This is a genomic window from uncultured Altibacter sp., from assembly GCF_963972995.1.
In the GTDB taxonomy this organism is placed as follows: domain Bacteria; phylum Bacteroidota; class Bacteroidia; order Flavobacteriales; family Flavobacteriaceae; genus Altibacter.
The window spans coordinates 1-12,874 of the sequence record NZ_CAXAXI010000044.1 but is presented as its reverse complement, the minus strand read 5'-3'; the positions used below and the strand labels follow the sequence as shown (position 1 = coordinate 12,874).

At 41.8% G+C, this 12,874-nt stretch carries 17 protein-coding genes and 1 pseudogene; 7 read left to right on the top strand and 11 right to left on the bottom strand.

The genetic code is table 11. The features are described from left to right. Positions 1-131: 131 nt before the first annotated feature. The 11 genes from AACZ11_RS12545 to AACZ11_RS12495 all read right to left on the bottom strand — a co-directional run bounded on the left by AACZ11_RS12545 (position 132) and on the right by AACZ11_RS12495 (position 8,173). Positions 132-263, bottom strand: coding sequence for a 30S ribosomal protein THX (locus tag AACZ11_RS12545; protein ID WP_339832662.1), 132 nt, complete (start codon positions 261-263; stop codon positions 132-134). After that, on the bottom strand, positions 263-391 hold the full coding sequence (locus AACZ11_RS12540; RefSeq protein WP_339832660.1) for a hypothetical protein: 129 nt from the start codon (positions 389-391) through the stop codon (positions 263-265). Before AACZ11_RS12540 ends, AACZ11_RS12545 begins: the two co-directional genes overlap by 1 nt. A 79-nt stretch (positions 392-470) precedes the next feature. Continuing rightward, positions 471-1,238: a tryptophan synthase subunit alpha gene (trpA, locus tag AACZ11_RS12535; protein ID WP_339832658.1), complete on the bottom strand. Its 768-nt coding sequence runs from the start codon at positions 1,236-1,238 to the stop codon at positions 471-473. Between the two features lie 132 nt (positions 1,239-1,370). After that, a complete protein-coding gene (gene trpB / locus AACZ11_RS12530; RefSeq protein WP_339832655.1) occupies positions 1,371-2,555 on the bottom strand; it encodes a tryptophan synthase subunit beta in 1,185 nt (394 codons plus the stop codon). Further along, positions 2,539-3,177 (bottom strand): phosphoribosylanthranilate isomerase, encoded by a 639-nt coding sequence (locus AACZ11_RS12525; protein WP_290625018.1) that lies wholly within the window; start codon positions 3,175-3,177, stop codon positions 2,539-2,541. The genes trpB and AACZ11_RS12525 overlap by 17 nt, the downstream gene beginning before the upstream one ends. Further along, positions 3,174-3,956: an indole-3-glycerol phosphate synthase TrpC gene (gene trpC / locus AACZ11_RS12520; protein ID WP_290625019.1), complete on the bottom strand. Its 783-nt coding sequence runs from the start codon at positions 3,954-3,956 to the stop codon at positions 3,174-3,176. Before trpC ends, AACZ11_RS12525 begins: the two co-directional genes overlap by 4 nt. Beyond that, a complete protein-coding gene (trpD, locus tag AACZ11_RS12515) occupies positions 3,953-4,951 on the bottom strand; it encodes an anthranilate phosphoribosyltransferase (RefSeq protein WP_290625020.1) in 999 nt (332 codons plus the stop codon). Before trpD ends, trpC begins: the two co-directional genes overlap by 4 nt. Position 4,952: 1 nt before the next feature. Continuing rightward, complete coding sequence (locus tag AACZ11_RS12510) at positions 4,953-5,519, bottom strand: aminodeoxychorismate/anthranilate synthase component II (RefSeq protein ID WP_290625021.1); 567 nt, start codon at positions 5,517-5,519, stop codon at positions 4,953-4,955. Position 5,520: 1 nt separating this feature from the next. Continuing rightward, positions 5,521-6,918: an anthranilate synthase component I family protein gene (locus AACZ11_RS12505; protein WP_290625022.1), complete on the bottom strand. Its 1,398-nt coding sequence runs from the start codon at positions 6,916-6,918 to the stop codon at positions 5,521-5,523. Positions 6,919-7,093: 175 nt separating this feature from the next. Beyond that, on the bottom strand, positions 7,094-7,663 hold the full coding sequence (locus AACZ11_RS12500; protein ID WP_290625023.1) for a YceI family protein: 570 nt from the start codon (positions 7,661-7,663) through the stop codon (positions 7,094-7,096). A 51-nt stretch (positions 7,664-7,714) separates the two neighbouring features. Further along, positions 7,715-8,173 carry a MarR family transcriptional regulator gene (locus AACZ11_RS12495; protein WP_290625024.1) on the bottom strand — a complete coding sequence of 153 codons (459 nt, stop codon included), beginning with the start codon at positions 8,171-8,173 and terminating at the stop codon, positions 7,715-7,717. Between the two features lie 170 nt (positions 8,174-8,343). On the opposite strand from AACZ11_RS12495, the gene AACZ11_RS12490 reads away from it, so the two are divergent. From AACZ11_RS12490 to AACZ11_RS12460, 7 genes and pseudogenes are all read left to right on the top strand, one after another. Beyond that, on the top strand, positions 8,344-8,880 hold the full coding sequence (locus AACZ11_RS12490) for a TlpA disulfide reductase family protein (protein ID WP_290625025.1): 537 nt from the start codon (positions 8,344-8,346) through the stop codon (positions 8,878-8,880). Positions 8,881-8,888: 8 nt separating this feature from the next. After that, on the top strand, positions 8,889-9,518 hold the full coding sequence (locus tag AACZ11_RS12485; protein WP_290625026.1) for a thioredoxin family protein: 630 nt from the start codon (positions 8,889-8,891) through the stop codon (positions 9,516-9,518). Positions 9,519-9,621: 103 nt separating this feature from the next. Beyond that, the gene (locus AACZ11_RS12480) at positions 9,622-9,930 is read left to right on the top strand and encodes a rhodanese-like domain-containing protein (protein WP_290625027.1); all 309 of its coding nucleotides are present in this window, start codon (positions 9,622-9,624) and stop codon (positions 9,928-9,930) included. 9 nt (positions 9,931-9,939) lie between these two features. Next, positions 9,940-10,368, top strand: a complete 429-nt coding sequence (locus tag AACZ11_RS12475) for a rhodanese-like domain-containing protein (protein WP_290625028.1) — start codon at positions 9,940-9,942, stop codon at positions 10,366-10,368. Between the two features lie 122 nt (positions 10,369-10,490). Further along, complete coding sequence (locus AACZ11_RS12470) at positions 10,491-10,871, top strand: hypothetical protein (protein ID WP_290625029.1); 381 nt, start codon at positions 10,491-10,493, stop codon at positions 10,869-10,871. Between the two features lie 11 nt (positions 10,872-10,882). Further along, a complete protein-coding gene (locus tag AACZ11_RS12465) occupies positions 10,883-11,065 on the top strand; it encodes a hypothetical protein (RefSeq protein WP_290625030.1) in 183 nt (60 codons plus the stop codon). A 283-nt stretch (positions 11,066-11,348) separates the two neighbouring features. Continuing rightward, positions 11,349-12,874, top strand: a pseudogene (locus AACZ11_RS12460) (hypothetical protein); the annotation flags it as partial.

The window sequence follows — 12,874 nt, the reverse complement described above, 5'->3', positions numbered from 1 at the left end:
AGTAGAGATCGCTAGTGAGCAAGCAAGCGTTGTAAAACGACTCATTAAAGAGTAAACACTCACATGAATAAATAGGAAAAGCCCCTTCTCTTTCGAGAAGGGGCTTTTTGTTTTGAACTTAATTTATAAGGTCAAACTCCTTTTTCTTGATTTCCTTTTACGGTTTTCGAACGCAAATTGAATTTCTTACGTTTCGGGCGGAGTTTACCAAAAGTTCCAAGGATGATCTTTCCGCGTTTGGTTTTTTTATCTCCCTTTCCCATTACTTTTTATTTTGTTGTTTTTTAATAGTCTTTTCGTTGATATCAAATTTATTTGTTTTTTGATTGGTATTCCCTGTGGGATTGGTGGGATTCTTCTGTTCGGTTTTTCTTTCAAATTTCTTAGCCATAATGGTATCGTTTTAAAATTCAAACAGTAAAATAAACTATCTAAATCACAAAAAATATTAAGGACTTACTAAAATGAGGTTAAATGTTTTTAATGGATGTAATAAAATCCGGGATGGCCTCAATGCCTCGTTCTTTAAGCAGTGAAATAAACGCACTGCCAATTATAGCTCCCGAGCTATATGTTGTCGCTACAGAAAATGTTTTGGCACTGTTGATGCCGAACCCTACTATTTGTGGATTTTTAAGGTTCATCTGTTCGATACGCTTGAAGTAGTTTGAATGTGTTTCCCCAAAGTCCTGTGTACCTCCCGTAGTAGCAGCACTACTAACCATATAGATAAAGCCGCGAGAAGCCGCATCGATCTCCCGAATACGAGCCTCCGTGGTTTGCGGTGTGATGAGGAAGATATTAAGAAGACCATAGCGATCGAAGATCTCTTTATAGTGATTGGTATACTCGGCCAACGGCAAATCGGGAAGGATGACACCATCGATACCGATTTCGGAGCATTTTTTACAAAATGCTTCAACCCCATACTGAAGTACCGGGTTGAAATAGCCCATAAGTATCAAAGGAATGGAGATTTTTTTACGTATGCCTTCAAGTTGCTCGAACAAAAGGGTAGTGGTCATTCCATTTCGCAGAGCTTGTGTCGAACTGGCCTGTATCGTGGGACCGTCTGCCAATGGGTCGCTGAACGGCAATCCTATTTCTACCATATCGACACCACTATCTTCCAAGGCTTCCAAAAGGGGTGCCGTATCCTGTAATGACGGAAATCCCGCTGTAAAATATATGGATAAGATCTTTTTATCTTGCTGTAATCGTTGTTCTATTCTATTCATTTGTTCTATCAATGCGTTAGGGACCTGCCCCTCGGCAGGCTTGTAGAGGCGGCATCCCCCCAACCAGCTTGGGGGATATAGCCGAAAGCCCGCCCCGCCGTTCTTTTTTGAAAAGATATGGCGGGGAACGCCCTACTTTAAATTAAAATAATCAATATACGTAGCGAGGTCTTTATCTCCTCGTCCGCTTAAGTTCACCACGACAATGTCTTCTTTTTTAAAGGGTCGCTGCTTAAAGATAGCCAAGGCATGACTTGTTTCTATCGCGGGAATGATTCCTTCCAGTTCGCTAAGTTCCCTACCCGCAAGCATGGCGTCATCATCTGTAATCGAAATAAATTCTCCACGGCCACTCGCAAACAACTGAGCGTGCATGGGCCCCACACCCGGATAATCCAATCCCGCCGATATAGAATACGGTTCGGTGATTTGCCCGTCAGTAGTTTGCATCAGCAATGTTTTACTCCCATGTATAATCCCGACCTTTCCCAATACCGAAGTGGCTGCACTTTCTCCGGTATCGATCCCTTTGCCGGCTGCTTCGACAGCGATGAGACCCACCTGTGAGGTATCGAGGTATTCATAAAAAGCGCCGGCTGCGTTGCTGCCACCACCCACACATGCCACTACATAATTGGGATGTTCTTTTCCTTCCTTTTCCAGAAGTTGTTGCTTGATCTCTTGCGAAATCACACTTTGGAACCGGGCAACCATGTCCGGATACGGGTGCGGACCTACCACACTTCCGATGATATAATGTGTGTCAACAGGATTATTGATCCAATCCCGGATCGCTTCGTTGGTCGCATCTTTTAGGGTCTTGCTCCCACTGGTAGCCGGAATTACAGTAGCTCCCAGCATTTTCATACGCGCTACGTTAGGTGCCTGGCGCTGAATATCGATTGCTCCCATATAAACGATACATTCCATACCCATCAATGCACATACCGTAGCAGTAGCTACACCGTGCTGTCCGGCACCTGTTTCGGCAATGATGCGTGTTTTCTTAAGACGTCTAGCCAGTAAGATCTGGCCAATGGTGTTATTGATCTTATGAGCTCCTGTATGGCACAGGTCTTCGCGTTTTAAATAGATCTTTGTGTTATATCTTTCTGAAAGGCGGTTGGCAAAATAGAGTGGGGTAGGGCGTCCTACATATTCTTTTAATAGTTGTCTAAATTCTTCCTGAAACGAGGGTTCTTCCAGTATTTCTTTATACTTGATACGAAGTTCTTCTACGTTGGGATACAGCATTTCGGGAATGTAGGCACCTCCAAAATCGCCGTAGTAGCCTGTATTATTAATATGATAACTCATCGATAAATTTTTTTAAAGTAGCTATGTTTTTTCTCCCCGGTGCATGCTCGAACCGACTGTTCACATCAACGGCGTATAAGGGTAGTTTGGAACTGTTTATTTCACGTATCAGTTTCAAGTGCTCTTGGCCAATACCTCCACTCAGAATAAAGGGTTTTTCTGAAGGATATGTTTTTAAAAGGCTCCAGTCGAACGTTTCACCATTTCCGCCTCTAGAATCGCCTTTAGTGTCGAAAAGATACTTATCTGCAACCTTCTCGTACGGAAGAATATCCTCCCAATGAATCGTATTCTTAATCGCAAAGACCTTCCATAGTTCTATTTTTTGTTCGTAATGCTGAAGAATCTCGTTACGCAATGCCTTGCAAAACTCGGGAGTTTCATCTCCATGTAATTGTATCACGGCAAGACCATACCGCATTGTAATATCTTTAATGGTAGTTACAGTAGCATTTACAAAAACCCCTACGCGCCCAATGTGTTGGGGTATTTCCGGGAGTTCCCCCTCCCAATATCTTGGACTTTTCCCGTAAAAGATAAAGCCTACATAATCCGGGGCAAGAGATACCACTTGGTCGCAGTTGGATTTCATACCACATACTTTGATGCCAATTTTTTTCATAACAGCGCTCTCATGAATTGTTGTACTTCATTTGCCGGATCTTCGGATTTCATGAATTGTTCCCCAATTAGAAAACCCTGAAATCCGTATGAACGTAAATCTTTGATGTGTTGTGACGTGCGAATACCACTTTCAGAAACCTTTACAAAAGTTGACGGAATTTCTATTGATAATGCCGTACTTGTAGTGGGATCTACTTCGAACGTCTTTAGATTTCGGTTATTGACACCCACCATATCAATGGTAGCGTGAAGCGATCTCTTTAATTCTTCGACGCTATGAACCTCTACTAATACATCCAATAATAGCGCTTTTGCCAATGTAGAAAGAGCCATGATCTCTTGTTCCGAAAGACAGGCCGCAATTAGTAGGATCGCATCTGCGCCATAGGCTTTTGCTTCGTAGATCTGGTAAGGATCTACGATGAACTCCTTCCGAAGCAATGGAAGGTCGACTGTGGATCGTGCCAAGAGCAGGTCGTCCAAGGATCCGCCAAAGAACGGGGTGTCGGTTAGCACCGAAATGCCGCTCACACCGGCTTGTTCATATACTAATGCAATTGTGTGAACCTTTGCAGCATTATTGATCACGGATTTACTGGGCGAACGGCGTTTAAATTCAGCAATGATCCCTGTTTTCGAGGTACGAAGGGCTTGAGCAAGCGAACGGGGCATTCGTGAAAATAATAGCGAACGTTCCAGCAATGTAACAGGAAACACGTCCTTTTTAGCAGCCACTTCCTTGCGTTTTTGTGCGACGATGGTATCCAGAATGTTCATAAGCCTTTTGTTAGATGTTGTAATTGTTGCAAGCACTGAAGCGCTTTGCCACTATCTAAGGCATACGTTGCCTTTTCAAACCCTTCGGTTAGAGAGCATTGTTCCATTTCGGCAATGGCCAGTGCCGCATTTGCACATACCACAGTATGTTGAGCTACTGTGCCTTTACCTTCCAATATATCCATGAACAATTGAGCTGATTCTTTTACCGAACTGCCACCGTATATCTCATGGGCTGCCAAAGTCGTTACATTAAAGTCTGAAGCATGGAGGATCGTCTCTGTATTTCTAGTAATCACCTTGGCAGGTCCGGTAAGTGAGATTTCGTCGTAACCGTCCATGGCATGTACAATGGTATAGTTTGTATTGCTCTTTTGATAAATGTAACCATACAAACGCGCAAGTTCAAGATCGTATACACCCACAAGTTGATTTTTCGGTCGGGCAGGATTTACCATGGGTCCCAACATGTTGAAGAAGGTCTTTACGGCCAATTCCCTTCGAATAGGAGCAACGTGTTTCATGGCGGGATGAAAGAGTGGGGCGTGTAGTATGCAAATGCCGGCTTGCTCCAAGCACCTTTTTAAATGGCCTTCATCATTGCTAAAAGTAACACCCAATGCTTCCATAACGTTACTGCTTCCGCTTATGGAAGAAACTCCGTAATTGCCGTGTTTGGTGACTAACACGCCCGCTCCGGCTGTAACAAAAGAAGCAAGTGTTGAAATATTGAAGGTGTTCTTTCCGTCGCCGCCGGTGCCACAAAGGTCTATCGTATTATATTCATCGAGTGCGATCTCTATACACAGATCTAGTAAAGCCTCCCTGAATCCGATAAGTTCGTCTAAGGTAACACTACGCATCATATACACCGTGAGAAATGCAGCGATCTGACTTTGATTGAATTTACCTTCTGAAATGGCCACCAAAACATCACGAGCCTCTTCTTTAGCCAGCTGTTCATGATGTATAAGTCGGTTTAAAAGTTCCTTCATATTAATTGTCTATCCAATTTTTAATCATCTGTTTGCCTTTTGGGGTAAGCACACTTTCGGGATGAAACTGAACACCCCGTACGTCGTATACTTTGTGTCTTAGAGACATGATCTGGCCGTTGGGATCTTCCGAAGTGATCTCTAAAACCGTTGGGAAATCATTTTTGGAAACTACCCAAGAGTGATACCTGCCTATTTCCAGTTCATTACCCAATCCCTTGAATAGCGGTTCATCTGTTACCAAGATCTTAGCTTTGGTGGCTACTCCGTGAAAGACGGTTGCCAGATTCTCTAAGGTGCCGCCAAAGACTTCCCCGATTGCCTGCTGCCCTAAACACACCCCCAAGATGCTTTTGGTAGTGGCAAATTGTACGATTAGTGCTTTTAAAAGTCCTGCTTCATCTGGGATACCGGGTCCTGGGGATAGGAGAATCTTATCGTAAGGCTTGACCTCTTCTAATTGGAATTGGTCGTTACGTTTTACGGTGACCTCACAATCCAGTTCTTCCAGATAATGCACGAGATTATATACAAAACTATCGTAGTTATCAATGACTAATACTTTCATTCTATAAGGTTTCAGCGAGTTCCATAGCTTTTGTAAGCGCCCCCAGTTTGTTATATACTTCTTGTAATTCATTTTCTTCATCACTTTGGGCGACCACACCGGCTCCGGCCTGGTAATGCAAGTGATGATCCTTGCTCAAAAAGGATCGAATGATGATGGCATGGTTGTAATTACCGGTAAAGTCCATAAAACCTATGGCGCCTCCATAAAATTCCCGACCGGTCTTTTCATACTTCTCTAAAAGACGCATGGCGTTATGTTTTGGTGCGCCGCTTAGGGTACCTGCGGGAAACGTATCGGCTACGATCTGCATGGTAGGTGTCGCGGCATTCTTTTTAGCACTTACTTTGCTAACCAAATGTATCACATGAGAAAAAAATTGTACCTCTCTATAGGTTTCCACGGTTACGTTCGTCCCATGCCGACTAAGATCATTACGCGCCAAATCAACTAGCATCACATGCTCGCTGTTCTCTTTCGTATCGGCTGAAAGTTGTTTTGCAAGTTCGGCATCCTGCTCATCGTTTCCGGTGCGTTTAAAAGTTCCGGCAATGGGGTGGATCTCGGCCCGTCCGTTCTTTACGACTAACTGAGCTTCGGGAGAACTACCAAAGATCTTGAATTTTCCGTAATCAAAGTAGAATAGGTAGGGACTTGGATTCACACTTCGCAAGGCTCTGTACACATTGAATTCATCGCCGCTAAATTTTTGGGTAAACCGTTTGCTTGGAACAATCTGGAAGACATCCCCGCGATGGCAATGTTGTTTGCAGGTACGAACGAGTGCTTTAAATTCGGCGTCCTTCAAATTAGTAGCCAGATCTCCTTCACGTTGAAAAGGATATTCAGAAAAATTCTTTGATTGCAGTAATTGCTCTATCTCAGTTATATTATTTTCATCTTGATAACAATGGGCAAAAATATAGGCCTCATTATTGAAATGGTTAATGGCAATTACATTCTTATAAATGGCGTAATACAGGTCCGGAATGCCCAATGCGTTCTCTTTTTTTGACACTGAAACCGATTCAAAATACCGAACAGCATCGTAGGCCGTATAGCCAAAGAGTCCGTTATAAATGAATTTATGCGACGATTCTTCTGACGCAAAAGAGCTTGCAAATTGTTCCAGCATTGTAGGAATGTGTGTACTAGATGTAATGGGTGTCTCCAAGATCTTTCCATCGGGAAATTCTTGGTGTATCCTTTCATTTGCGATCCTGAAGGAAGCAATCGGATTACAGCAAATATAGCTGAAGCTGTTATCATTGGCATGATAGTCACTGCTCTCCAGTAACAGGCTGTTTGGAAATTTATCCCGCAGACGTAAATAAACCGAAACCGGTGTTAAGGTGTCCGCCAGACGTTTTTTAGAAAAAGTTGTAAATGTATACTTCATAACATAAAAAAAGGCTTGTCGTGATTGACAAGCCTTTGTATCGAATTACATACAGTAGTGCTTAACTCACGACGAATGACGTAAGATATCCCACCACCAAATATGTACTGTGTTTGTGATCATAATTTCGATTTCAAATATAGAAATGAATTTTTGAAACACAAGCCTTTCTTGCTTAAAATTTTAACAAGACGTCCAATTCGAAGTTATCGGATATCGTGTTATCCCCCAAACTGTCGAATAAACTTCCGCTACCATAACGAACACCGTATTGCGTGCGGTCAATTTTCAAGCTGGTTCGAGCAGCGGTCTCGCCCATGATCAATTCAAATGTAATTGGGTTGGTTGTGCCTTTAATAGTCAGATCTGCAGAAACTGTATGCACATTGCCCTTCTTGGTTGCACTATTTATTACCAACGAAGCTGTGGGATAGGATGCGACGCCAAAGAAGTCATCACTTTTTAAGTGTCCTTCCAACTTCGCTCGGTTCTCACCGCTTAAGTCGGTGTTCTTTAGCGAGGTCATATCTACGACAAACATGCCGCCTACTAGATCATCACCATCTACTTCCAAGTAACCTTCCTTCAAATTAATGGTTCCTGTATGGGAACCCAGAATTTTTTTTCCTTTCCATTCGATGGAGCTTTCTTTAATATCGATTCTCTTTTTCATAGGTGTTGTTGTAAAAGCAACTGCGGTAGTTGCCACGGTTAAAATAAAAACTGATTTCATGATTGTTTTCATAGCTGTAAAATTTAAAATATTTGTTTCATAATGTGTAAATGTTCCTAGGGTCTAATTGTCGTCCTTACGCAGCTTGTCCAATAGATTGTTGAGGGTTTCCACTTCACCTTCGGACAGGTTTTGTAATACGTTCTTGTTGTTATTCTCTGTGAGAGGATCGAGTTCTTCGAGAACTTCTTTTCCGCTATCCGTGATGAATATTTCTACTTTTCTACGGTTATTCTTGCATATTTGACGTCGTACCCAGCCCTTAGTTATAAGTTTGTCCACTAGGCGCGTGGTATTACTGTTTCGATCCACCATTCGCTCCTGTATGGTCGATAGGTTTGCCGGATTTCCCTTCTGACCTCTAAGGATTCTTAAAACATTATATTGCTGAACGGACAGATCGTAAGGCTTTAATACGGCTAGAATGGCTTCTTCCACAACCCTGCTGGTAAAGGCGATGTTGATCACCGTTTTCGTTGGGAGCGACATGGCTCTGGATTGTATAACGTCCTCTATTTTCATATTTGTTACTACAATATTTGTATATACAAATTTAATATAAGTTTTTGAATAGTAAATAATTTTAACGAAATTTTATTCCGGCAAAGAAAAAGCGGTGCTTTAACACAAAACGAAGTGTTAAAAATAATGGAGTTTGATTGTATTTTAGATATTTTTAGGACGTGAAAAAAATGCTATCTATATTCTTGTTAATGCTATGTATTGCCTGCGGAAACAATACAAAAGAAGAGACTTCCGTAACAGCTTCCGAGGAAAAGAAAGAAGAGACAGCTGCAGCTCCTACTGAAGCCGGGCTCATTCCTATCGTAGACTACGATGGACTTAAGCCTTACTTGACAAAAAATAATGATTCGACATATGTAGTCAACTTTTGGGCGACTTGGTGCAAACCTTGCATTAAAGAAATGCCTTATTTTGAAAGGATTCAGGCAGAATATGCCAAGGAAAAGGTGCAAGTTGTTTTTGTAAGTTTGGACTTTCCCGATAAAATAAACACCCAAGTCATTCCGTTTATCGAGAAGAATAATATTGCGTCCAAAGTGATACTGCTGGATGACAATGATGCGAACTCGTGGATACCCAAGGTCTCAAAGGAGTGGAGCGGGGCGATTCCCGCAACCATTCTTTATAATGCTAAGGAGCGTATATTTTATGAACGTTCTTTTACTTATGAAGAATTAAAAAAAGAAGTAACATCAATTTTATAAAAATAACAATGAAAAAAGGATCTTTAAGTATTGTGCTGTTCCTCGCTTTAGTGAGTGTAGCGGTATTGAGTAGTTTTAAAAGTATACAGCCTGCAGCAGCCGATGGTTATACTATTGGCGACGCGGCCACAGACTTTAAATTAAAGAATGTTGACGGAAAAATGGTCTCTCTGTCTGATTATAAGGAGGCGAAAGGTTTTATCGTGATTTTTACATGTAACACATGTCCTTATGCTGTTGCGAGTGAGGATAGAATCAACGCGTTGGATACGAAGTATAAACCAAAGGGATTTCCCGTGATCGCTATCAATCCCAATAACCCGGAAGTACAACCTGACGATACGTTCGTGAAGATGCAAGCAAAGGCCAAGGAAAAAGCATTTACATTTCCATATTTGTATGATGAAAGTCAGTCCATCTATGCTAAGTACGGCGCTACAAAAACACCCCATGTGTATTTGCTTCAGAAAGAAAAAGGGAAATACATTGTAAAATATATTGGCGCGATAGACGATAACGTAAGGGATGCCAGCGCGGTCAAGGTACCTTTCCTTGCCAATGCTATTGATGAATTACTTGCCGGTAAAGAAGTTTCGGTCAAGGAGACCAAAGCCATTGGTTGTTCTGTGAAACAATAAACACGGATTTATAAATAATAACGACTGACTTTTTTTCTGAAAAGTCAGTTTTTTTATGAGCAATGGGCTCGAATTAGTATTTTTACAAAAAAAATAGGCACGTATGGATTTATCGCAATCCCAATGGAAAGCAAAACTGGAAGCTGATGATAATGCTGTTATCATGGATGTACGAACACCTCAAGAAGTTGAAGAAGGTTATATTCCAACAGCAATTCATCTAGACATCATGAACGCCGGTAGTTTTATGGAAAAGACCAAGAGTTTAGACCCATCAAAGAATTATTATGTGTATTGCAGGTCCGGCGGCCGAAGCGGTCAAGCCTGCGCTATCCTAAATTCTTTGGGATTTAAGAATACCTATAATCTGTTGGGTGGTTTTTCTGAATGGGAAGGTGAGACCACTGTATAAAGCACACATATGAAATCTTTCGCCATCTTATTTTGTGCTCTCTTGGTTTTCCAGAGTTGTAAGGATAAAAAAGAAACTACCTTTGGGCTGGAGAGCGGAACTTTCATTACAGAACAAACGACCATTCAAGTAGTGTCGCCAAACTCCTTTCAAGAACAACTATTGGAAGCAAAAAAGCCACAACTGGTTGATGTGCGTACCCCGGAAGAATTTGAAGATGTTCATTTGGTTGGAGCTGTGAATATAAGTGTCACGAACGATACTTTTCTTGTCAACGCTGCTACGCTGGACAAGGAAACTCCTGTGTATCTCTACTGTCGCAGTGGTGGTCGCAGTGCACGAGCCGCTCAACAATTTAAGGAATTGGGTTTTACAAAGATTTACGATCTCGAAGGGGGTATTACGGCATGGCAGGCTGCCGGATTGCCTACAGAATAAACAACCCTCTTAATTTTTTAACACATTGATTTGCTTATAGTTAAATTAATGTGAAACAATATTTTCTTAACATCCGTACAGGCAAATACTACGTAAATTAGTGTAACCTTAAACGGATTGTTATGAAAACACAAGACCAAATCTTACACGACGAAATGCGCAAACTTATCAAAAGAAGTTGCGCTATTCCTCCCAATTTAAGTAATGATTTTTACACGTTTCAGAAAACACTTTTGAAATTTTTCTTTAATGCAGCCGATGTAACCATCGACTACGATAGTGAAACAATTTCACTTTGGACCTCAAGCAGTACACAGCCTATTACTGAAAAGTTATACGATATGAACGATGCCGTTGCCATCAAAATTTCCTATACCAATTTGGAAGAAACTCTTAAAGGATGCTTGGAAAACGGTCAGCGTCAAAGTCGTTTTTACCAAACACTCTTATTCCATTACAATCATGTAAGTGACACTATTCCAAACCCCGCCATTAGTGCCTAATTTTAAAAGATATGCCTCAATTAATTTTATATAGTTTCCGAATTGTAATGCTCGCAGTCGCACTGTCGGCGCTGGGAATTCATTATTTGCTCCACCCTTTACCACAACCTTTGGTGGTGTTGCTCTACGGAATTGTTTTTGTGCTCGTAGCACGCTCCTTGTTTCAATCTCAAATAAAGAAAGTAGCAGAATAGTATCTTCGTTAATTTAATGAAGTGAGTAGTTTCTTCTCCTCAAGGGTTCGAAATATTTTCAAATCTAAAAAGTGCCTCTAGAGCACTTTTTTTTGTTTCACATTTTTTTCTTAACACTCATAGTAGAAAAAATGGTAGTTCAGCGGAGGTTTTGATCTCTAAATCGAACTTCTTCTGCAATTTCTTTAACACACTACAAATTTTACTACATTTAGTTGTTTGATTGAAAGCCTATTGCATCATTCAACCTTAGAATCCACTTGAACAATTAAAACCCCGCATAATGAAAAGAATCGTACTCCTTTTTTTTATAAGTCTGCTGGTTGCCGAAGCATATTCACAGATTAGTTATGTCGGAAAGCAATACGAGAATGGAAACATTCATTATACCGGTGCTTTTATGGGAACGGAAGAAACCGGATTATGGAAATTCTACTATGAGAATGGTGAGTTAGAATCGATAGGGTACTACGCCAATGGAAAAAAAACAGGTGAGTGGAAGAACTATCATAAGAACGGACGCTTAGAGTCTATTGGCAACTTCAGCAATGGAAGAAAAGCAGGAGATTGGAAGTACTTTGATGTCTACGGAGAACCCGTAGCGGAAGCTGTTGCGACAGCACAAAACGACAAAAAGATCATTGTTCCGTATGCGCCTCAAAGTGAGGAAAATGTGATTCAAAACACAGGAGCAAACAGTGTACAAATCATTCAAGCGAGTATGAGCGGTCCGGCTGGGAATACTTCAGTACAGGCGAACTACGACAAAGAAGAATTTATGTTGGCGCAAGGATTTGAGCCGGTCGTGAGCTCCTCTAAAACCCCTGATTCCCAGAACACGAACGAACTTCTAACCCAATTAGAAGAAAAACAAAAAGCCCTAGAAAGTGAAGCAGCCTATGCGCAATACCTTCGGAAGGAATTAGAGGACCGTTTATACCGTGTCAAAAAGCTAGAGGCCATTATCTCTATGAACAACGAAGCAGCCAATAAGGTTGCGGCCTTACGTGACGATGCACTCAAAGAAAATGAGGTGAAAGAAGAAGCATTGAAGGCTGCGGCCAAGAAAGAAGCAGAACTCAAAGAAGTCGCCAGACTAGAAGCGGAAAAGAAAGAAGCTGCAATGCGCGAGGCCAAACTTATTGAGAACACATTAAAAGAAGCAGAAAAACGAGAAGCTGCTCTAAAAGAAGCGGCACGAAAGGAAGCCGAACTGAAAGAAGCTGCTTTACGTGAAGCCGCATTGAAAGAAGCTGCATTGAAAGAAGCCGCTGCCAAAGAAGCCGCATTGAAAGAAGCGGCTCAAAAAGAGGCGATGCTAAAAGAACAGGCCATAAAGGAAGCCGCTTTAAAAGAAGCGGCGCTTCAAGAAGCTGCAAAAAAAGAGAGTGAATTAAAGGAAGCGGCACGAAGAGAAGCCGAATTACGGCAAAAAGCCTTGGAAGAAGCTGCACTTAAAGAGGCTGCTTTAAAAGAGATCGCTCGTATCGAAGCCGAACAAAAGGAATTGGCACTGAAGGAAGCTGCACAAAAGGCAGCAGCCTTAGAGGAAGCCGCCAAGAAGGAGGCAGCACTTAAAGAGGAAGCACGTATCGAAGCCGAACAAAAGGAATTGGCACTGAAGGAAGCTGCACAAAAAGCAGTAGCCCTAGAGGAAGCTGCCAAGAAGGAGGCCGCACTTAAAGAGGCAGCACGTATCGAAGCCGAACAAAAGGAATTGGCACTGAAGGAAGCTGCACAAAAGGCAGCAGCCCTAGAGGAAGCTGCCAAGAAGGAAGCAGCACTTAAAGAGGCAGCACGTATCGAAGC

Coding starts and splice junctions, on each gene's coding strand:
- AACZ11_RS12545 (WP_339832662.1), bottom strand. CDS start 263: ATGGGAAAGGGAGATAAAAAAACCAAACGCGGAAAGATCATCCTTGGA.
- AACZ11_RS12540 (WP_339832660.1), bottom strand. CDS start 391: ATGGCTAAGAAATTTGAAAGAAAAACCGAACAGAAGAATCCCACCAAT.
- trpA (WP_339832658.1), bottom strand. CDS start 1,238: ATGAATAGAATAGAACAACGATTACAGCAAGATAAAAAGATCTTATCC.
- trpB (WP_339832655.1), bottom strand. CDS start 2,555: ATGAGTTATCATATTAATAATACAGGCTACTACGGCGATTTTGGAGGT.
- AACZ11_RS12525 (WP_290625018.1), bottom strand. CDS start 3,177: ATGAAAAAAATTGGCATCAAAGTATGTGGTATGAAATCCAACTGCGAC.
- trpC (WP_290625019.1), bottom strand. CDS start 3,956: ATGAACATTCTGGATACCATCGTCGCACAAAAACGCAAGGAAGTGGCT.
- trpD (WP_290625020.1), bottom strand. CDS start 4,951: ATGAAGGAACTTTTAAACCGACTTATACATCATGAACAGCTGGCTAAA.
- AACZ11_RS12510 (WP_290625021.1), bottom strand. CDS start 5,519: ATGAAAGTATTAGTCATTGATAACTACGATAGTTTTGTATATAATCTC.
- AACZ11_RS12505 (WP_290625022.1), bottom strand. CDS start 6,918: ATGAAGTATACATTTACAACTTTTTCTAAAAAACGTCTGGCGGACACC.
- AACZ11_RS12500 (WP_290625023.1), bottom strand. CDS start 7,663: ATGAAAACAATCATGAAATCAGTTTTTATTTTAACCGTGGCAACTACC.
- AACZ11_RS12495 (WP_290625024.1), bottom strand. CDS start 8,173: ATGAAAATAGAGGACGTTATACAATCCAGAGCCATGTCGCTCCCAACG.
- AACZ11_RS12490 (WP_290625025.1), top strand. CDS start 8,344: ATGCTATCTATATTCTTGTTAATGCTATGTATTGCCTGCGGAAACAAT.
- AACZ11_RS12485 (WP_290625026.1), top strand. CDS start 8,889: ATGAAAAAAGGATCTTTAAGTATTGTGCTGTTCCTCGCTTTAGTGAGT.
- AACZ11_RS12480 (WP_290625027.1), top strand. CDS start 9,622: ATGGATTTATCGCAATCCCAATGGAAAGCAAAACTGGAAGCTGATGAT.
- AACZ11_RS12475 (WP_290625028.1), top strand. CDS start 9,940: ATGAAATCTTTCGCCATCTTATTTTGTGCTCTCTTGGTTTTCCAGAGT.
- AACZ11_RS12470 (WP_290625029.1), top strand. CDS start 10,491: ATGAAAACACAAGACCAAATCTTACACGACGAAATGCGCAAACTTATC.
- AACZ11_RS12465 (WP_290625030.1), top strand. CDS start 10,883: ATGCCTCAATTAATTTTATATAGTTTCCGAATTGTAATGCTCGCAGTC.